Source organism: Kosakonia sp. ML.JS2a, assembly GCF_025642095.1.
Lineage (GTDB): Bacteria > Pseudomonadota > Gammaproteobacteria > Enterobacterales > Enterobacteriaceae.
Map to the genome: position 1 here is coordinate 2,571,832 of NZ_CP106754.1, position 19,765 is coordinate 2,591,596.

At 54.8% G+C, this 19,765-nt stretch carries 17 protein-coding genes; 13 read left to right on the forward strand and 4 right to left on the reverse strand.

All coding sequences use genetic code 11. The features are described from left to right. Window positions 1-265 precede the first annotated feature (265 nt). From N7922_RS12275 to N7922_RS12315, 9 genes are all read left to right on the forward strand, one after another. Complete coding sequence (locus N7922_RS12275; RefSeq protein ID WP_263100778.1) at window positions 266-1,975, forward strand: ATP-binding protein; 1,710 nt, start codon at window positions 266-268, stop codon at window positions 1,973-1,975. Next, window positions 1,941-2,894, forward strand: coding sequence for an HNH endonuclease (locus N7922_RS12280; protein ID WP_263100779.1), 954 nt, complete (start codon window positions 1,941-1,943; stop codon window positions 2,892-2,894). The genes N7922_RS12275 and N7922_RS12280 overlap by 35 nt, the downstream gene beginning before the upstream one ends. A gap of 84 nt (window positions 2,895-2,978) precedes the next feature. Continuing rightward, complete coding sequence (locus tag N7922_RS12285; protein WP_263100780.1) at window positions 2,979-4,385, forward strand: PLP-dependent aminotransferase family protein; 1,407 nt, start codon at window positions 2,979-2,981, stop codon at window positions 4,383-4,385. 347 nt (window positions 4,386-4,732) lie between these two features. After that, window positions 4,733-5,875 carry a putative ABC transporter substrate-binding protein YdcS gene (ydcS, locus tag N7922_RS12290; protein WP_263100781.1) on the forward strand — a complete coding sequence of 381 codons (1,143 nt, stop codon included), beginning with the start codon at window positions 4,733-4,735 and terminating at the stop codon, window positions 5,873-5,875. Between the two features lie 17 nt (window positions 5,876-5,892). Further along, window positions 5,893-6,906, forward strand: a complete 1,014-nt coding sequence (locus tag N7922_RS12295) for an ABC transporter ATP-binding protein (RefSeq protein WP_263100782.1) — start codon at window positions 5,893-5,895, stop codon at window positions 6,904-6,906. 1 nt (window position 6,907) lies between these two features. Beyond that, the gene (locus N7922_RS12300) at window positions 6,908-7,843 is read left to right on the forward strand and encodes an ABC transporter permease (RefSeq protein ID WP_263100783.1); all 936 of its coding nucleotides are present in this window, start codon (window positions 6,908-6,910) and stop codon (window positions 7,841-7,843) included. After that, the gene (locus tag N7922_RS12305) at window positions 7,833-8,627 is read left to right on the forward strand and encodes an ABC transporter permease (RefSeq protein ID WP_263100784.1); all 795 of its coding nucleotides are present in this window, start codon (window positions 7,833-7,835) and stop codon (window positions 8,625-8,627) included. The genes N7922_RS12300 and N7922_RS12305 overlap by 11 nt, the downstream gene beginning before the upstream one ends. 25 nt (window positions 8,628-8,652) lie before the next feature. Continuing rightward, window positions 8,653-10,077, forward strand: coding sequence for an aminobutyraldehyde dehydrogenase (patD, locus tag N7922_RS12310; RefSeq protein WP_263100785.1), 1,425 nt, complete (start codon window positions 8,653-8,655; stop codon window positions 10,075-10,077). Between the two features lie 271 nt (window positions 10,078-10,348). After that, window positions 10,349-10,570 (forward strand): hypothetical protein, encoded by a 222-nt coding sequence (locus N7922_RS12315; protein ID WP_263100786.1) that lies wholly within the window; start codon window positions 10,349-10,351, stop codon window positions 10,568-10,570. A 47-nt stretch (window positions 10,571-10,617) separates the two neighbouring features. Here the strand turns inward: N7922_RS12315 and N7922_RS12320 are convergent, their stop codons facing one another. Beyond that, complete coding sequence (locus N7922_RS12320) at window positions 10,618-11,055, reverse strand: hypothetical protein (RefSeq protein WP_263100787.1); 438 nt, start codon at window positions 11,053-11,055, stop codon at window positions 10,618-10,620. Between the two features lie 264 nt (window positions 11,056-11,319). On the opposite strand from N7922_RS12320, the gene N7922_RS12325 reads away from it, so the two are divergent. The 4 genes from N7922_RS12325 (at window position 11,320) to N7922_RS12340 (ending at window position 13,044) form a co-directional block, all read left to right on the forward strand. Next, on the forward strand, window positions 11,320-11,613 hold the full coding sequence (locus N7922_RS12325) for a hypothetical protein (protein WP_263100788.1): 294 nt from the start codon (window positions 11,320-11,322) through the stop codon (window positions 11,611-11,613). Window positions 11,614-11,787: 174 nt separating this feature from the next. Further along, window positions 11,788-11,961 (forward strand): GhoT/OrtT family toxin, encoded by a 174-nt coding sequence (locus N7922_RS12330; RefSeq protein WP_071890708.1) that lies wholly within the window; start codon window positions 11,788-11,790, stop codon window positions 11,959-11,961. 125 nt (window positions 11,962-12,086) lie between these two features. Further along, entirely contained in the window at window positions 12,087-12,221 is a 135-nt protein-coding gene (locus tag N7922_RS12335) for a GhoT/OrtT family toxin (RefSeq protein ID WP_411554270.1), read from the forward strand. Window positions 12,222-12,282: 61 nt separating this feature from the next. Next, window positions 12,283-13,044: an alpha/beta fold hydrolase gene (locus N7922_RS12340; RefSeq protein ID WP_263100790.1), complete on the forward strand. Its 762-nt coding sequence runs from the start codon at window positions 12,283-12,285 to the stop codon at window positions 13,042-13,044. 35 nt (window positions 13,045-13,079) lie between these two features. Here N7922_RS12340 and N7922_RS12345 read toward each other — a convergent pair whose 3' ends face one another. The 3 genes from N7922_RS12345 to N7922_RS12355 are packed head-to-tail and all read right to left on the reverse strand — an operon-like array spanning window position 13,080 to window position 19,601. Beyond that, window positions 13,080-15,254, reverse strand: a complete 2,175-nt coding sequence (locus tag N7922_RS12345; RefSeq protein ID WP_263100791.1) for a virulence factor SrfC family protein — start codon at window positions 15,252-15,254, stop codon at window positions 13,080-13,082. After that, window positions 15,251-18,229, reverse strand: coding sequence for a virulence factor SrfB (locus tag N7922_RS12350; protein WP_263100792.1), 2,979 nt, complete (start codon window positions 18,227-18,229; stop codon window positions 15,251-15,253). Before N7922_RS12350 ends, N7922_RS12345 begins: the two co-directional genes overlap by 4 nt. Before the next feature lie 4 nt (window positions 18,230-18,233). Then, window positions 18,234-19,601 carry an SrfA family protein gene (locus N7922_RS12355; protein ID WP_263100793.1) on the reverse strand — a complete coding sequence of 456 codons (1,368 nt, stop codon included), beginning with the start codon at window positions 19,599-19,601 and terminating at the stop codon, window positions 18,234-18,236. Window positions 19,602-19,765 lie beyond the last annotated feature (164 nt).

Genomic DNA, 19,765 nt, shown 5'->3' on the forward strand with positions numbered 1-19,765 from the left:
AATCAAACGTTGTGGTGATTATGTTAATGAGCGCGAGCCTGAACTTGCAGAAACAGATTGTGGAAATTTTTCCATAACAGTTGCTCTGACAATGTCACTTAGTGGTATCTGATATAGTCTCACTGTTTCAGTGCCAATAAGGGTAGGGAGTGTGGCGTGGTAGCAAAAGTGTCTCTATGTTAGATTTATTCTCTTCTAAGATTTTACCTGGTTATGAATGGATCATAACCGTTAAGCCTGACTTCTCACCGGAAGGAGATGGACGTTGAAGGTTTATTTTTTTAACTCACTCGCGATTGATGGGCCAGAGGGTTTGTATTTGGTACCGGATAATATCGTCACTAACCACAGCGCACAGTGGAATGATTTCGGCTTTGAGATGATGTTTGCGGTCCATTATCACCGTAGCAACAGTACAGAATATATTGGTATGGCGCGATTTTTATGTCGCAGCCGGATGAATACAGCAGATTACTTTACTGAGCACGGCGAGGTTGTGCGTTCAGGGTTGTATGATATATCCAGAGTCATGCGCATCGATAACATCATCTCATTAGGCAATGAGATTGATTACTACAAGTTGTTGAATTACTTAAGAACCGAATATCATCTTGAACCGCTGGTTCTCTTGAATAATCTATGTGATGCCAGCTACTACTCACTGTTTAATAGTGAAACACGGTTCAAAACATGGAACGGCTATAAAAATGCCTTTCTGCGCAATAAAACAACAGCGGAAACCTTATTAAAGAAAGGGGTCGTGATCGCTGCGCCTGGTGCTATCGAGTTAGCCCATAAAGATCTGACGATAGAAGAACTGGATCTACCTGAGACATTCGAGCCGGTTAAATTTTCTTTCAGTCGCCGACGCAATGGCGAGCTGACCGATAACATTAATATTATTATCGGCAAAAATGGGCTTGGTAAGACCCTGGTGCTGAAAGAAATCATTAATAGCATCGCCGGGATCTCATTAGACAAAACCAACAATGGTAAATTCCTCAAGCTGATTGTCGCCGCCTTCAGTCCGTTTGAACATTTCCCTCATCGCCAGGAAATTCTCGATGAGATTGAAAAATTAGAACCCTTCCGGATTCGCTCGTCAGAAGAAGAAGCCCGGCGTATAAAAATGCTCGACGCATATACCTATATCGGTTTTCGCAACCCGCAACGGGTATTTGATACCGAGTGGCCAAAAGAGCAGTCGGTGATTGCGCTGCAAAAAATACTCGAGCATGAAAAAGTCTCGGCAAAACTCAAGGAGACCTCCCGGTTTACGCTGCTGACGCAGACCCTTAGCCGGGCGCTCGCCTTTGATCATATTGCGTTAACCGACAAAAATGGAGTTCAGATCATCGTTGATCCGAACGACGATATCGACTTTGACGCTATCAACCTAAAAGCGGGATTGTCTTTTATTCGCAATGGCGACGAAAAAGCCATGAGCTCAGGCCAGCTTATGTACGCCTATATGATACCGCCGCTTATCGCCCACATTGAGGATGAGAGCCTGGTGTTGATTGATGAGCCGGAGCTTTACCTGCACCCGGAACTGGAAATTGGCCTGATCAAGATGCTGAAAACCCTGCTGCGTGAAACGCGTTCCTATGCCGTGATTGCCACCCACTCAGCGCTGATGGTGCGAGAGATACATAAAAACCGCGTCACCATTTTGCAGGAAGGAAACGCGTCACAGCATTCGACACGCGTGATGCAACCGCAAAGTGAAACCTTTGCCGCGTCCATTGAGCAGATCATTGGCGAAGCATTTAACGATTACTTCAGCAGCAAGCCGTTTGAAGAAGAGATCGATGCGCAAATCAAGAAATATGACACTGCTGAAGAGGCGATAAAAATGTTGTTCCCCAAATTGGGTTCAGACGGGCAACAATATCTTTTCAGCAAGCTGGATAATTCACATTATACGTTGGGGGACAGGGATGAAAGCACTGAGCCAAATGCGGATCCCGAATGATGACAGTTGGTTAGCGCTGGCGCTGGATTGTGACAAAGACAAAGTCCCACAGCTGCGTGCTATTTCTCCACGTTTACGTGCTCATTACCCACAGTATGACCGTATTATTGAAGGGTATGCAGTCAGGCCGGCGAACAGTATTTTTAAACATGGCGAGAATTTTGGCCCTGAAAAAGAGGTATTAAATCATTTTTACAATTCAGCACCCGCAAACCTGGGTGCTGAGCTATCGCACCGTCGTAATAATAATGAGCTGTCTGAATGTCCTTATTGTGGCTACCCGGAAACACCAAACACGCTGGATCATTTTATCCCTGAAAGTGACTGGCCTGAGTTTTCCATTTATCCCGATAACTTAGTTCCGCAATGCATATATTGTGCGCGAATTAAAAGCAAACGCTATTACTCAGACGATGAAAATCGATGCTTTTTTATTCATCCCTTTTACTCCTCTCTCCTTGAGGGAACACGCTTTGTCATTCAACTCTCGCTAATGAGTATTGAACCGGATACGGTCACGGTAATATGTGATCCGACATTCACTGTTCCCCCTGACACGTCGGAAGAAAATCGCAAACGCATTAAATTGCATATCGATAGTTTACGTATTGCTGAGCGCATCCGGGATTATTGTCAGCAAGAGCATAACAACCTCAAAAATTTTATTGAGAAAGGCAATCAGACCCATAACCCGGTCAATGTGGACGGCTATTGCCGGGCCAAACGCTACAGCGCGCTGGTGGCGGTGGGGATGACCGATCGCATTAACGAACCTGATTATCCACACTGGGCTTCAGCCTATTACGTGGCATTAATTCGCAATACCGCGGTGATGGATTACTACCAGAGCCTGGTGGTCACTCCGCCTGCGGCAGCAGTAGCCCCGGTTGCCAGAGCGGCCGCAAACGTGCCGCTGTAGAGGATTATTTGCAACATAATTATAACAGGAGGTGTTTTTTGTCGTAATATTCATAACTGATATGAAAAGGAACGCTCCCGTTATATGAAAAAATACCAGCGCCTGGCGCAGCAAATCAGTGAACAGATTGAACTGGGCGTCTGGCGGCCGGGAGAGAAACTGCCGTCGCTGCGCGAGCAGGTCACCAGCAGCGGGCTGAGTTTTATGACCGTCGGCCATGCGTACCAGTTGCTGGAAAGCCAGGGGCGGGTGATTGCCCGCCCGCAATCCGGGTATTTCGTTGCGCCAGCGCCCGGCACGCCTCGCGCGCCGGAGACCAAAGTGATCCGCGATGAAGCGGTCGACATCAACACCTATATTTTTGACGTGTTGCAGGCAAGCTGTGATGCGTCCGTGTTGCCGTTCGGCTCCGCCTTCCCGGACCCCAAATTGTTCCCGATGCCGCAACTCAACCGCTCACTGGCGAAAGTGAGCAAAAGCGCGGCCGCCATGAGCGTGATAGAGAACCTGCCGCCGGGCAACAGTCAGCTTCGTCATGCTATCGCCCGGCGTTATGCCCGCCAGGGAATCAACGTCTCGCCGGATGAAATCGTGATCACCGCCGGGGCGCTGGAGGCGCTGAATCTCAGCTTGCAGGCGGTTACGGAGCCGGGAGACTGGGTGATTATTGAAAGCCCGTGCTTTTATGGCGCATTACAGGCGCTGGAACGCCTGAAACTGAAAGCGCTGTCGGTGCCAACGGATGTGAAAGAGGGCATCGATCTGGATGCGCTGGCGCAGGCGCTGACGGAGTACCCGGTCAAGGCCTGCTGGCTGATGACCAACAGCCAGAACCCGTTGGGTTTTACCCTCAGCGCGGAAAAAAAAGCGCGACTGGTCGCGCTGCTGGCGGCGCATAACGTCACGCTGATTGAAGATGATGTCTACAGCGAACTCTATTACGGCCGTGAGCAACCGTTACCCGCCAAAGCGTGGGATAAACAGGAGATGACGCTGCACTGTTCCTCGTTTTCCAAATGCCTGGTGGCGGGGTTTCGCGTGGGCTGGGTCGCGGCAGGTCGCCATGCGAGGCGCATTCAGCAACTGCAATTGATGAGCACTTTATCCACCAGTTCTCCGCTGCAACTGGCACTGGTGGACTACCTCTCTACCCACCATTACGACGCCCATCTTCGCCGCCTGCGCAGGCAGCTTGCAGAGCGTAAACACCTGGCCTGGCAGGCGTTACTGCGCCATTTACCGCCAGAGGTGAAAATTTACCGTAACGAGAGCGGCTATTTTTTATGGCTGGAACTGCCCGCCGGTCTGGATGCGGGCGTGCTGAGCCAGCGCGCACTGGTGCACCATATCAGCATTGCGCCGGGCAAAATGTTTTCGACCACGGATAACTGGCGATCGTTTTTCCGCTTTAATTGCGCCTGGTCGTGGAGCGATAAAGAAGAACGCGCGGTCATTCGTCTGGGGGAATTAATCCGCGACATGTTGAAATAAACGTCGGCAGGTTGTTCTTATTTTCTGAAGATCCCATTCTCATTTTAAAAATAGCGACGGGGTAAACACAGGTTACGCCGTCATTATTTTCTGCGCTTTCGTTGTGCGTATTCATAGGAAATGTGAATAGCAACACAGATTAACGTGCCATCGCTAACCCCTTGTCTATACTCCAAAAGACGGCTTCCTACCATTTTCATAATTAACGTAATGCGGAGTCAGTCACATCCTGGCGAAATTTCTGATGGGCGACATTCAGCCTGTCAGGCCGCCGACTATTTTTAATAAGGGAGATATATTTACGGCAAGGCTGCCGCTCATTTTTCATTGCGACAGGAGTAAAACCGATGAGCAAGAAATTTGCCCGCAGCAGCCTGTGTGCGCTGGGTATCACTGTGATGACCGCACACGCAGCCGTGCCAACGGAAGTGGGCCCCGGAGAAGGGCGACTGGATATTATTGCCTGGCCGGGGTATATCGAGCGCGGCCAGACGGATAAGCAGTATGACTGGGTCAGCCAGTTTGAAAGCGACACGGGCTGCGCGGTGAATGTGAAAACCGCCGCCACCTCCGATGAGATGGTCAGTCTGATGGCGAAAGGCGGGTATGATCTGGTCACCGCATCCGGCGATGCCTCACTACGATTGATTATGGGCAAGCGTGTGCAGCCGATTAACACGGCGCTTATCCCGAACTGGAATACCCTCGATCCGAAGCTGGTGAAAGGTCAGTGGTTCAATGTGGAGGGTAAGGTTTACGGCACGCCCTATCAGTGGGGACCGAACCTGCTGATGTACAATACCAAAACTTTCCCGACACCGCCCGATAGCTGGTCTGTGGTGTTTGTGCAGCAAAATCTCCCCGACGGTAAAAGCAATAAAGGGCGCGTACAGGCTTACGATGGCCCCATCTACATTGCCGATGCGGCGCTGTTCCTGAAAGCCACGCAACCGCAGCTCGGCATCAACGATCCCTACCAGCTCACAGAAGCGCAGTACCAGGCGGTATTGAAAGTGCTGCGCGACCAGCATCTGTTGATCCACCGTTACTGGCATGACACCACCGTGCAAATGAGCGACTTCAAAAATGAAGGCGTCGTGGCCTCCAGCGCCTGGCCTTATCAGGCCAATGCCCTGAAAGGCGAGAACCAGCCTGTCACCACCGTGTTCCCGAAAGAAGGGGTAACCGGCTGGGCCGACACCACCATGCTGCACGCACAGGCGAAACACCCTAACTGCGCCTACAAGTGGATGAACTGGTCGCTAACGCCAAAAGTCCAGGGCGATGTGGCGGCCTGGTTTGGTTCACTGCCGGTGGTGCCGCAAGGGTGTAAAGCCAGTGCTTTGCTGGGCGAAAACGGCTGTGAAACGAACGGCTACAGCTTCTTCGACAAAATCGCCTTCTGGAAAACGCCGGTGGCTGAAGGCGGTAAATATGTGCCTTATAGCCGCTGGACGCAGGATTACATCGCCATTATGGGCGGCCGCTAATCTGCCGGGAGCGACGCATGACTGATGCAGTAGAGTTTCAGGATGTCTCCCGCCTGTATGGCGACATTCGGGCGGTGGACGGCGTGAGCATTGCCGTCCGCGATGGGGAGTTTTTCTCGATGCTGGGGCCATCCGGCTCCGGCAAAACCACCTGCCTGCGGCTGATTGCCGGTTTTGAGCAACTGAGCGGCGGGGCGATCCGCATTTTTGGGCGCGAAGCCAGCGAACTGCCGCCGTGGGAGCGGGATGTGAACACCGTTTTCCAGGATTACGCGCTGTTTCCGCATATGTCGATCCTCGACAATGTAGCCTACGGATTGATGGTCAAAGGGATGGAGAAAAAACAGCGCCACGCCCGCGCCCGTGAGGCGCTGGAGAAGGTGGCGCTTGGCTTCGCACACGGTCGCAAACCTTCACAACTCTCCGGCGGGCAGCGCCAGCGTGTGGCCATTGCCCGCGCGCTGGTGAACGAACCCCGGGTCTTACTGCTGGATGAACCGCTGGGCGCACTGGATCTCAAGCTGCGCGAGCAGATGCAGCTGGAGCTGAAAAAGCTGCAGCAGGATCTGGGTATCACTTTTATTTTCGTGACCCACGATCAGGGGGAAGCGCTGTCGATGTCTGACCGGGTGGCGGTGTTCAATAATGGCAAAATTGAACAGGTAGACACGCCGCGCGAACTCTATCTGCGCCCGCGTACGGCGTTTGTCGCCAGCTTTGTCGGCACCTCGAATGTGTTTGATGCGGCACTGGCGGGAAAACTGTGCGGCATGCAGGGCGCATACTCTCTGCGCCCGGAGCATATTCGACTGAACGCGCCGGGTGATATCGAAGTCGACGCAATCGTGCAGGCGGTGCAATACCTGGGGGCGTCAACCCGCTTTGAACTGGCGCTGAACGACGGCGTCAGACTGCTGGTCAGCCAGGCCAATCTCTCCGATGCGTTATTACCGGAGACGCTGGCACCGGGGAAAGCGGTGCGGGCCGCGTGGTCGCGGGACGCGATGGTGCCACTACAGGGAGCGGGGTGAGATGGAGATGAGCGTCACCGGCAGGTCGCCGCACCGCGCCAGCCTTAGCGGGCTATTCTGGCGGAAACCGCTACTCGGGTTGTTGCTGTTACTCCTTGGCCCCCTGATGTGGTTTGGCATTGTTTACCTTGGGTCGCTACTGACCCTGCTGTGGCAAGGTTTTTACACCTTCGACGATTTTACGATGTCGGTCACGCCGGACCTCACACTGGCGAACCTGCTGGCGCTGTTTAATCCGGCCAATTACGACATCATTGTGCGCACACTGATGATGGCGGTTTCGGTTACCGTGGCGAGCGCGATCCTCGCTTTTCCGATGGCGTGGTATATGGCGCGCTACAGTCGCGGAAAGTGGAAAGCCTTTTTCTATATTGCGGTGATGTTGCCGATGTGGGCGAGCTATATCGTAAAAGCCTACGCTTGGACACTGTTGCTGGCAAAAGATGGCGTCGCTCAGTGGTTTTTAAACCACCTTGGGCTGGAGCCGGTACTGGCGGGGCTGCTTTCGCTGCCTGCGATTGGCGGCAATACGCTTTCTACATCTGGTCTTGGGCGGTTTCTGGTGTTCGTCTATATCTGGCTGCCGTTTATGATCCTGCCGATTCAGGCTGCGCTGGAGCGTCTGCCGCCGTCGCTGTTGCAGGCGTCGGCGGACCTGGGCGCGCATCCCCATCAGACCTTTCGTTATGTGGTGTTGCCGCTGGCGATCCCCGGCGTGGCAGCCGGGTCGATATTTACCTTCTCGCTGACGCTGGGGGATTTTATCGTCCCGCAACTGGTGGGGCCGCCGGGCTACTTTATTGGCAACATGGTCTATTCCCAACAGGGGGCGATAGGCAATATGCCGATGGCCGCCGCATTTACGCTGGTGCCGATCGTGTTAATTGCTGTCTATCTGGCGTTTGTCAAACGCCTGGGAGCCTTTGATGCACTCTGACCGCGCACCGTTTTTGCTCAAAGTCGCCACCTGGGGCGGTGTTATCTTTCTCCATTTCCCGCTTTTGATTATCGCCATCTATGCTTTCAATACGGAGGATGCGGCATTCAGTTTCCCGCCGCAGGGCTTTACGCTGCGCTGGTTCGGCGTAGCAGCGGCGCGGGGCGATATCCTTGATGCAGTGACACTGTCACTGCAAATTGCCGCACTGGCGACGGGTATCGCATTGATTCTTGGCACACTTGCTGCAATGGCGTTATGGCGTAGTGACTTTTTTGGTAAGAGCGCTATCTCGCTGTTGCTGCTGTTGCCCATTGCGCTGCCGGGCATCATTACCGGCCTGGCGCTGTTAACCGCGTTTAAAACGGTCAACCTGGAGCCCGGCTTTTTCACCATTGTGGTGGGACATGCGACCTTTTGCGTGGTGGTGGTGTTTAACAACGTCATCGCCCGTTTCCGGCGCACCTCCTGGAGCCTGGTGGAGGCGTCAATGGATTTAGGCGCGAATGCCTGGCAAACCTTTCGTTATGTGGTGCTGCCGAATCTCGGTTCGGCGCTGCTGGCGGGGGGAATGCTGGCGTTTGCGCTGTCGTTTGACGAAATCATCGTCACGACCTTTACCGCGGGCCATGAGCGCACCTTGCCGCTGTGGTTGCTTAACCAGCTTGGTCGCCCGCGCGATGTGCCGGTCACAAATGTGGTCGCGCTGCTGGTGATGCTGGTCACCACTGTGCCTATTCTCGGTGCCTGGTGGCTAACCCGTGATGCGGAAACCGGCAAATAACTGATAACGCTGAAAGGACAGAACTATGCAACATCAATTGTTTATCAATGGCGAACTGGTTAACGGCGAAGGCGAGAAACAGGCTGTCTACAACCCGGCCACCGGCGAGGTGTTGCTGGAGATCGCGGAAGCCTCGCCAGCCCAGGTCGATGCGGCGGTGCAAGCAGCAGACCGTGCCTTTGCCAGTTGGGGGCAAACCACGCCAAAAGCGCGGGCGGAGTGCCTGCTGCAACTGGCACAGGTGATTGAAGATAATGCCGATACCTTTGCCCGCCTTGAATCCCTCAACTGCGGTAAACCCTTTCATTGCGTGCTGAACGATGAACTGCCCGCCGTGGTGGATGTGTTCCGCTTTTTTGCGGGCGCAGCACGCTGCCTGAACGGGTTAGCGGCAGGCGAATACCTGGAAGGACACACGTCGATGATCCGTCGCGATCCGATTGGCGTTGTCGCGTCGATTGCGCCGTGGAACTACCCGCTGATGATGGCAGCATGGAAGCTGGCTCCGGCGCTGGCGGCCGGTAACTGTGTGGTGATCAAACCGTCGGAAATTACCCCGTTAACCGCACTGAAACTGGCTGAACTGGCAAAAGATATTTTCCCGGCTGGTGTACTGAACGTGCTGTTTGGCCGGGGGAAAACCGTTGGCGATCCGCTAACCGGTCACGAAAAAGTGCGCATGGTGTCGCTGACGGGCTCTATCGCGACCGGTGAACACATCATCGGGCACACCGCGTCATCCATTAAGCGCACGCACATGGAGTTGGGTGGCAAAGCGCCGGTCATTGTGTTTGATGACGCCGATCTGGATGCCGTAGTGGAAGGTGTGCGTACGTTCGGTTTTTACAACGCCGGTCAGGATTGCACTGCGGCGTGCCGTATCTACGCGCAGAAAGGCATTTACGCAGCACTTGTGGAAAAACTGGGTGCAGCGGTCGCCAGCCTGAAAATGGGCGCACCGGAGGAGGCCACAACGGAGCTGGGGCCACTTAGCTCCGCAGCACACCTTGCCCGGGTGAGCAAAGCCGTGGATGACGCCCGGGCGCTGAGCCATATCCGCGTCATTACCGGTGGCAATAAAGGCGAGGGTGCAGGCTACTATTACCAGCCGACGCTGCTGGCGGGCGCAAAGCAGGAAGACGCCATTGTGCAACGCGAAGTGTTTGGGCCCGTGGTCAGCATGACCGAGTTCGACAGCGAAGAGCAGGTACTGGGCTGGGCGAATGACTCGCAGTATGGCCTGGCGTCGTCAGTGTGGACGAAAGATGTCGGTCGGGCGCACCGTCTGAGCGCGCGCCTGCAATATGGCTGCACCTGGGTCAATACGCATTTTATGCTGGTGAGTGAAATGCCGCACGGTGGGCAGAAACTCTCCGGTTATGGCAAAGATATGTCTCTGTATGGTCTGGAAGACTACACCGTGGTGCGTCACGTGATGATCAAGCATTAACAGAATTACCGGCAGCCAGGGAAGGCCGCCAAATCCTTATATTCTTGAGGTATATCTCATAGTCTATTTTCGTGCTGTTATTATGTGCAAGAAACTGGTTTAATCATCATCAGCCACCAGCGGAATGGCAAAATATAAGCTTTTAAATAATACCGCACGCAGACATCTTCGTTGCCCTGTCACATTAATGTCATTAACGCGACAACTCGCAGTCATTGCTGCCTTCGATAATGTCTGGCTTTTAAAAAAATCAGGCAGGGGAAATATACCTATGAGTAAAACAGTGGTCGTGCTCGGTCCGGGCGGGACGTCTGAGTTTCTGACGGTTGCAGACGGCGAAACCTCTATTCCGTGGGCGCTGGAAGGGCTCAATGGCGGTGCGACAAGCGGTGCCATGCCTATCGAAACCTATTATTGTGAAGGTGAAGAGTTTTATTTTGCACGCATCGAGAATATGTTGCATAGCGAAGTGATGTCAGCACCGCTCAATTAAAAATAAAGGGCTCATCAGAGCCCTTATTATTATAATAATTTGCATGCTTATCTTTTCAAAAACACTTCATTTTCGCGAGGAGCCCAGTCTTTCTCCGAAAAGTCGTAGGTGGGCAGTGACTCGTCTTTGATGCCCTGGGAACGTAACACGGCGCGAACTTCCGTGGGTAAGTTTTCATCGCGGAATAATTCAGCCAGCACAAACATGACGTCGAGAAAAGAGAGCTGCTTTATTTCAAAGGGTTTCCAGCCGGTGCGTTTGTGAATCAAATGATACAATGCTTCTTCGCCGGAGAGCGGTACGAAACTGCTGGCATATTTTTCCCGATGGCGCGCGAGTAGCGATTCCAGAATAAATATCTGCGCAGTACGCTGGCGGGCTGCATGCGCCCGTGGACTGTCAGTGGTCACATCGTTGTACGTTATGTCATTGTTTTCACGTACCCGAACTTCTATGGCTTGCCACAGATCGTCGTATTTCTGCATAACCTTACCTTGTTTTCCTGAAGTATGACTTGCAGGTAGACAATAACAGAGTTACGCGATCGTCGCCAAACTCCAGGGGGCTATTCTACAGCGTCACTGATATTTTAATTTGCCCTTAAGTTAAATTAACCCGCCACCCGCAATGCCTCTGTTTTTTTTAAATCACGTCGCCGTAAAAACCCGCAAAATAATTTGCGTTTAATCAATGCTTATTCATTATATGAATAATAATGTGAAGACTCATACCTTCTCCGGATACGAATAATGAACAGGAATGCAGTGTTGTGCGGGGTGATCGCGGCCGTGAGTTTGCTGATCGCATCGGAAGGGCTGGCAAAAACACAGGCGCTTTCCGACGCGCAGGTTAAAAAAGAGATTATCGCCGAATCGATTGCCGACTACCCTGGCCCTTGCGCGTGCCCTTATAACCAGGCGCGTAATGGCAGTGCGTGCGGCAAACGCAGCGCATGGAGCAAAGCGGGGGGGTATTCACCCATTTGCTATGCCGACGAAGTGACGAAAGAGATGATTAAAACATGGCGCGAACGCCAGCGGTGATCCGTTCGTTACGGGTAAGCCGGGTGAACAGGTCATCCGGCTTTTTTATACCCCTCAGTCGGTTAGATCAAAATACGCAGCATCCTGGCTTTACGCGTAAGTAATTAAACTTGATATATGTCAACAAAAAGAGCATATTGCGCACGTTTTGTTACTTTCTGGTTAATGTTTGCTATGTCGCTCTATCAAAAAATGTTGGTTTTTTACGGTGTTATGGCGCTGATTTGCGCATTCATTACCTGGTTTCTTTCCCACGATCGCAAACGCATTCGTCTGCTGAGCGCTTTTTTGGTGGGCTCCACCTGGCCAATGAGTTTCCCGGTGGCGTTATTGTTTTCTCTCTTCTGAGTAAAGCGTGACGCTGAAAACACAAAAATCTTAAAAAAAGTGCAACATATGCCGCGGATGTTTTACCTAAGGACAGGAGACAGACGTTGGAATTATATACAAAGCTACTTATTTTTTACGGTGTTATGGCGGTCGTGTCCGGTGTAATAACGTACTTCCTCGCTAGTGATACCCGCAAAATTCGTCTTCTTAGCGCCGTTTTAGTGGGCGCTACCTGGCCCATGAGCCTACCTGTCGCCTTGCTTATCTCATTGCTTTAAGTTGACTCGCCATTTGAATGACGCTGTATATAATTACAGTATCACGACAAAGGAGAGACAAATGAACAGTTTTTATTCGCACCAGGCACAAGGGTGGGTTCGCTGGCAGGATCTGCCAGGTCACGGCGATCCGGTGGTTTTTATACATGGACTTGGCTGCGCATCCTCTTATGAATACCCGCGCGTGGTGAGCGATCCGGCGTTCGGCGGCAGGCGCGCGATCCTCATCGATCTGCCAGGCAGCGGTTACAGCGAACGACCGGCGAGTTTTTCCTACCAGACCAGCGAACAGGCGAAGGTCATTGTGGAACTCCTTGAACACCTGCAAATCGACGCATGCTGGCTGTACGGCCACAGCATGGGCGGCAGCATTGCCATTGAAGTGGCGGCGCTGATCCCACAACGCATTAACGCGCTGGCGGTTTCCGAGCCCAATTTTCATGCCGGTGGCGGGGCGTTCAGTCGGGTGATTGCTGCTGAAGAGGAAGCCGAATTTGTCACCTGCGGCTACGCCACGTTATTAGGTCAGGAGAAAACGCCGTGGGCAGGCAGCCTGCAAAGTAATGCATCCTGGGCGGTGTGGCGCGGCGCGAAAAGCCTGGTTGACGGTATTGAACCGTCATGGATGGCGTTGTTTAGCCGTTTTCCCCGGCCAAAAACGCTGATTTTTGGTGAGTTATCGCTGCCGGATAACGATGCCCAACAGGTATTGGATCAAGGTATTGCGGTGCGGATCATTCCGCAGGCGGGGCACTCCATGTCGTGGGAACAGCCGGCTGCGCTGGCAGGTGCGCTGAGCGCCTTTATTGCTGAACATGAGTAAACACCCCGGCGCATCTGTGTGGCCGGGGTGTTTTTTTAAGGCAGTAAGGTTTTGAGTTTCTTCCGCGCGGCGGCAGAGACATCCAGCGGGTGGCTGTAGCCAATGTTTTCTGTCGCGCGGTGATAAAGGGCAACCAGCCAGTCGTAAACGTAGCGGGTCGCCGCATGCACCGGCTGCTCGCTGAGTTTGGTTAAGCGGGCATCATTCACGCTTACCGCGCTGCTGGCAAAAATGGTGCTGCCTTTTTGTACACGGCTGGCCGGGCGTTTGTCTTCCGGCACATCGGCATAGCCCAGCCAGGCGACAAAGTTCCCTATCGCGGCGTACAACTGCGCGGCGCAGGCGGTATCGCGCTGCATCACTTTTTGCAGTTGCTCCGGCAGGTTAAGGCGATAGCTGCTGATGATGACCGTCTCCGCCATATGCCGCAGAGCAGCAGGAGAAATACCAAGCCGTGCAGCATTGTCGTCGTTACGGCTCCACTGGCGAACATGATTCACCCACAGCGCATGCGCCTGCTGTCCAACATCTTTCGCGATCGGTTGCTGCTCCGTATTTTCGGCGGACTCGGCAAACAGGTCGATAGACTCATTAAACAGGCCGCTGACTTTCTCTTCGCGGGGTTGCTGCACTTTCCACAGCGTATCGAACTGCTGCATATCCGGCAGTAGGCCTTCAAGCAACTCACCGTGACGTGACGCCTGGCCTTGCAGTTCACGTACCACCGATTCCGCACGCGCACGCTGCACTGTGACTTCTCTGACCGGTGCAGCGGCCCAGCTTTGCAGCAGATCGCGCAGCGTTTGTTGATGACGTTCGGTCAGCGCTTTCAAACGGTTCTGGCGCAGACCCGGCGCGGTTGCTTGCGCCAGCCATTCCAGCAGGCGTTGCAGACTGCTGGCATCCAGCGCCTGCAATGTGCCCCAGTGTTGACCCGGTTTGCCAATTAATTGCTGAACGGCTTCGTCGAGGTTTTGCGCCTGGGTAAAACGTGCGTCCTGCGGCGTAATGGCCCAGACCAGTCCCGGTAAGGCGGCTTCCTGACCGGACTGCGTCTCTTTTACCCAGTTCAGCAGCGCGCGCGCGGTTGCGCCTGTCGCCGCGCGTTCGGCGGTGGCATTACAGATCATCAGCACATCCGGTTGCAGGCGCTGGCGATAATTATCCAGCAGCCAGCGGCATTTACTGCGCCACAGCGGTTGCCCCTCCTGTAAACCCGGGGCCGGGATATCGAGAATATCCACCGAGGGAAGTACGCTGTTTTCCACCGGCAGCACCAGTTCACGGGTGATCAGGGCAAGGGTTGCCAGCGGCACGCTCACCGCGTTTTGCAACTGGTCGTTAGACCAGGGGTGCACCACCACTTCGTCCTGAATCTCTTCAGCGCCGTGTTCCGCCGGGGTAAGAAAACCGTCCGTCGGCAGGGCAAAATTATCCACCAGTACGCTTAGCGGGGCGGCCAGTTCGCTGGCGTTGCCGGTCTGATGCAGCGTATGGGCCAACGACAACCACTGTTGCGTCAGCTCTTGCTGTTCACCCCACAGCAGCGACCAGGCGCTGGCGCGCGCGGTGAGATCCAGTGATGGCAGCAGAGAAGCGAACTGATGCCATAACGCATCGTCCATTTGTTGCAACGATGATGGCACCACCGAACGCCAGAAGCGGGCAATCGCGCCGATCTCCAGCGCCGAAATACCGGGAACCGCATTGGGCTGACGCAGGGTGCGCCATTTGGCGACCCGATCTTCAATAACGGATTTGTCCACGGCGCGCAGTTCCGGCTGCTGACGGGCATGGGCGATAAACACCTGAACCAGTTCGGCTTCGCTGAGAATGCGCAGACGCAGCGGGAAACTGTCATCCATCCCGCTTGCGCGCGGACTAAAACGCAGCGCCATGCTGGTCAGCCCGTGTCCCGGATTGATATGGGTAAAGTAGTCCAGCGTTTTGTCGCCAGGGCGCACATTCAGCCGCCCGTTACCACTGCCGCATAAGGCATTGAGCAAATGGGCTTTCGCCGCCTGTGAATGGCCATACAGCCCGACGGTGCAAGGAGCATCCACCGCCTCTTTTAAGGCTGATTCTTCAGCAGCGGCAGTGGTCAGGCGCGCCAGCAGCGCGTCGGCGTCGTCGTCCAGCAACGGCGATAGCAGGCGGTTTTCGTTGATCCATGCCGTCAATGCCTGGGTGGTCTTTGCGCTCGCACTCATTTCAGGTACACACTCCCGCTGTCGATCCAGTAATGGCTTCCGCTATGGCGGCGGTCGGCCAGCGTATTCAGTTTAAAAGTTAACGCATCGGCGGCCACAGGCGTGCCGTCCTGCAACCAGGCTTCGCTGAGGGTGAAGGATTCCGGCCCGTGATGTTTGTTACCACCGCTGAATTTCAGACGCACGTTCAGGACACCGTCTCCGGCAATGGCTTTCGCCAGCTCCTGGGAGTTAATGCTCAGCGTATAGAGCGGGGTAGCCGGCCAGCGGGCGTTTGCCAGTTGGCGGAACCCCAACGTCACATTTCCGCGCAGCGGGAAGTGTAAACGCGCGTCCAGCTTCGCGCCCGGCTTGTCTAAATCAATATCGTGATACCAGATATTCTCGTCGCGCAGGGTGTTGACCACGTTATCCAGCACCCCGAGATAGCGCACGGTAGAGTAGGCGCCAATGTCCGCTGCTTTAAAATTAAAGCGCGGCAGACGCAAATCCAGCGCCAGGCTACAGAGCATCGCGCCAACGGCCGCGGTGGATTTCGGGTTGCCGATTTTGCCTTGCTGGCTGAACGGATACCACTCATGCACGCGGTATTTATCCAGCCATACCATCCGGTTGACCGGCACCGGTTGTAAGTGGCGGATCAGCGCTTGTACGCCAGGCAAACAGCCAGGACGGCCGGTAATGAGCAGCACGTCGCAGCAATAATGGCTGATGGCTTCACACACCGCGTGGAGTGGCGCGGTAAGGGTGAACTGCCCGGCCAGCATGGCATCCTGTAACTCTTTGAAATTCACCTGTAACGGGACATCCAGCACATCAAATTCAGCAGAGCCAGCGGGCAGCGCATGATCAATGGCCTGTTTCAGGTAGTTCATCACGTTGCGCGTTGGCTGTTGGCTGAGTAACTCGCCAAAGGTGGCGTGCAGCCCGGCCAATGGATCGTTAATGTCGCTCTCTTCCCAGGCGGCAAGAATGGCGTGGCCGACAGGCATAAAGAGTTGCAGCGTGGTTTGCTGGCGTAATACCGCCTGGGTATCAATGCGTCCGGAATCGCCAAACAGGGTCGCCATAATCGCGGCGGCATCGGTGATCCCGGCTTTTTGCATCTGGGTTTGCAGTGCGGGCAGAACGCAACGCTGAATAACGTCCAGCAGAATGTCGTCCCCGGCCACTTTAAAACCTTCGCGGAACAGCAGCTTCGGCGTGATTTTCACGTTGCTGCCGGTTCCGTCATCCAGCTGATAATGGGTGATCGCCATATCCGTGGTGCCGCCGCCAATGTCCACCGAGGCAACACGCAGCGAACGGCCAGGTGTGGCATCCGGCGCGTCGGTGCGATCCGGGCGGGCGGTGGCGGCAAAGAACGTTTCGGTTTGCCCGGCAAAACGGGAGATGGCTTCGTTGTACAGCCACACCAGTTGCCCGCAACTGGCTTCGTCCCACTCCATCTGAATATGCGGCACCGGAACAACGCTTTTTTCCTGCTGTTTACGGTTAGCGAAGTCTTCATCCTGCGGGTGCCAGCCCATGGCTTTCCATACCAGCGCGATAGCTTCAAACATCCGGCGGCGGAAAATTTCCCGCTCCTGTTTTGGCATTGCCGAGGGCAAGGTCAGAATAATGGTGCGCAACTGGCGCGGCGAGGCCGGGAAACCAAGACGCAAGCGCGTGGCAACGCTGTTGATCTGCCCGAGCGCTTGCGCCAGCAGTTCACACAGCATGTGGGTCATCAACGTGCTGCGGCTGTATTGCGGTGAAAAGACCGGCAGGCGCTCATCCAGCGGCAGGCTGTACAGCGGCTGGCCTTCGTCATTCATCAGGTTCATCAGCGGGAATGCGGTCGCCAGTGGCTCACGCTGGGTTTTGCTGTTCATCTGGCTAAAGCGCCAGTCCTGCAAAACCGGGGTTTCGTCCCACAAATAGCGGCGCGGGCTGGAGATCCCGCTGTTGCCTTCAGTGCCCAGACGTTGCATCGCCAGTTTGCGGGCTTCATCGCCCACGCGCACGATAGAGGGCCAGATAAACGCATCTTCACGCCCGCTTTCGACGGAAAAATGTTGCTTACCGAAGCGGGCTTCTGAGAACTCAAGACGGCTGGTAAACAGCGGCTCATTGAGGAACTGCGGTTCGCTCAGGGAGCGCACCTGCAATTCGGCAGTCTGACGCAGACCATCATTAGCATCACCATGATCTTCGATGATCACGCCACAGGTATGGGTGTTGCCGACATCCAGAATCAAATCCACCGGAATCGCCGGGGTGCTCAACGTATGGGTGACAATCTTCACTTCCGGCACCTGCAACTGCGTACCGAGCAGGGTCATCAGGTTCAGCCAGTGCGCCTGGTACTCAAAACCGCGCAGCGCCTGGTTGATATCGCGCTCGCTACGGTTTTCATTTTGCGTGGCCTGCTGAAAAGCTTCACGCAGCCAGCCGTCGACCCAGGTTTGATCGAGAAAATCCGCCACTTCGTCATCGCGCCAGGCGAGAGAAAAGCGGGTGCCGTTAAGAATATCGTTTTCCAGCGGTGCAAGGCTGCCGGGGGAGAGATCGTTAATCTGGCTGTCGAGCGCCAGCGCCACGCGGTGCGTATTGCCTGCGCTGTCCGGCTCGCTCAGTTTGCGGATCTGCACGCGCGCCCAGTTATCCGGGCCTTCAACAAAGGTGCGCGGCGGGTTGAAGCGTAAAAAGGGAATCGGCAGCCAGACGCCGTCCAGCAGCGCCAGCGAATACTGCAACGCGTGGGTGCTTTCCGGTTTCACCACTTCCGGTTGACCGCCGTCGCGACCGGGCAGGGTAAAGCGCCCGTTCAGCAGGTCGAAATCCAGACGCAGCAGCGGGCCGTTGGCGGTTTTACGAACGAACCGACCGCTGTTCGCCGGATCTTGCGGCGTCAGGCCGAAATCAAGAAATTGCACGCCGCTGTTGGCAATCAGCGTCACGCTCTGTTTGTAGTCGCAAAGATTAACCAGCATAAACTCAGTCACCTGTTTTTCTGAACGTCACCGGAACGGTGGTTTTGGCGTCAAAACGCGCGTTACATTCCGCGACGTCATTGGTGCTTGCTTTACAGGAAATTTCCGGCATCGGGTAGCGGGATCCGTCACTGCAACGTGCGTTGCCGCGGCTCTTAATCATCAGTTCACCGGTGTCGTGCAGACCGGAGTAGAGATCCGCGCGGCAAGTAATGTTCTTACCGTGAACAATGCGCGCCGTGCCTTTATTGTTCTGGATCTGGAAACGTACGGCAGGGGCTTTGCCGGTTTCCGGATCTTTAACGTCCAGCGCCACGCGCCAGTTGCCGTTAAGGAAGCGCGTAGAGCCAATTTTCACCTGCAGGGCATCCATCACCAGCGCATCTTTTGGAATGGCGTTGATCACCACCGGCTCTTTCTCTTCGCGCGGTTCCGGCGCTTTCTCTTCCGCACGCACTTCCGCCTGGTGCAGCGGCAGACTTGCCGCCAGCATCGGTGCCGCCTGTATCGGTTTTGGCGCAATCGCCACCGGGGCGGGCTGCGGCATGGCAGGCTCTGGCGCAGGAGCTTGCGTCGTTTGTTGATTGAGGATTAACGGCGCAGCAACGGCAATAGCGACAGCCGCCGCAACCGGCAATGCCCACAGACCATAACGACGACGTTTCTTCGCTGCCGGGGCAGGCGCCGGGGCAGGAGATGGAGATGGAACGGGGTCCGGAGCCACAGCAGGCGCAACGTTTTGCACAGGCGGTGCGGGTGCGGGCTGGGGTTTGATTTCCGGCGCAGGCGTCAATAGCGGTTCATCCGCATGGCTGAATGTCACGGCGACCGCAGGCTCTTCCTCTTCAGGTTCGGGTTCCGGCGGCAGAATAATGACCGGTTCTTCCTCTTCCTGTTGGCGCAAACATTCGAGCACATCCTCACGGGCGCTCTCGTTCAGGTTGACGAAGCCCCAGAAGGTGATGACCGGTTTGCCATCGACCAGGAAAATGTGGTTTTCGCCGGGAAACTGTAACGCCTTTTCCAGCAGGGAGCCAAATAACTGCTGCGCCGTTTTTGGCGACTGCATGCATTTGCGGCTCAGCGCGGCGGCGCTATCCAGCGTGCTTTCGAGGTAGCGCAGTGCTTTAAAACGCGCGTCTTCATCGGCGGCTTTCCACGAGACCGAACGCCCATCAACGGGCGAGTACCAGTCAACGCGATCGCCTTCATCATTAACCTGGGGAATCGCCAGGCAGTCTACCAGCGCCTGCTGCTTACGCAGACGGAGTGCTTCACGAATTTGCAATGCCGAATCAAATACGGCCTGACCGCCGCCGCCAACGGCCTGGAAATCATCCAGATCACCGCTGCGCAAGAGAGTTTTTGCCACGTTTTCATCCCATAGACTTCTTCACGCGTCTACTCTACGCAATGCCATAGCAAGTAAACGGCAGAAGAAAGCTCAAAACCATTGAATTCTCGACGCATTGATACCGTCGAATCGACTTGACGGCACGGAAAACACTTAACATAAATTTTAATGTTAATCATGGT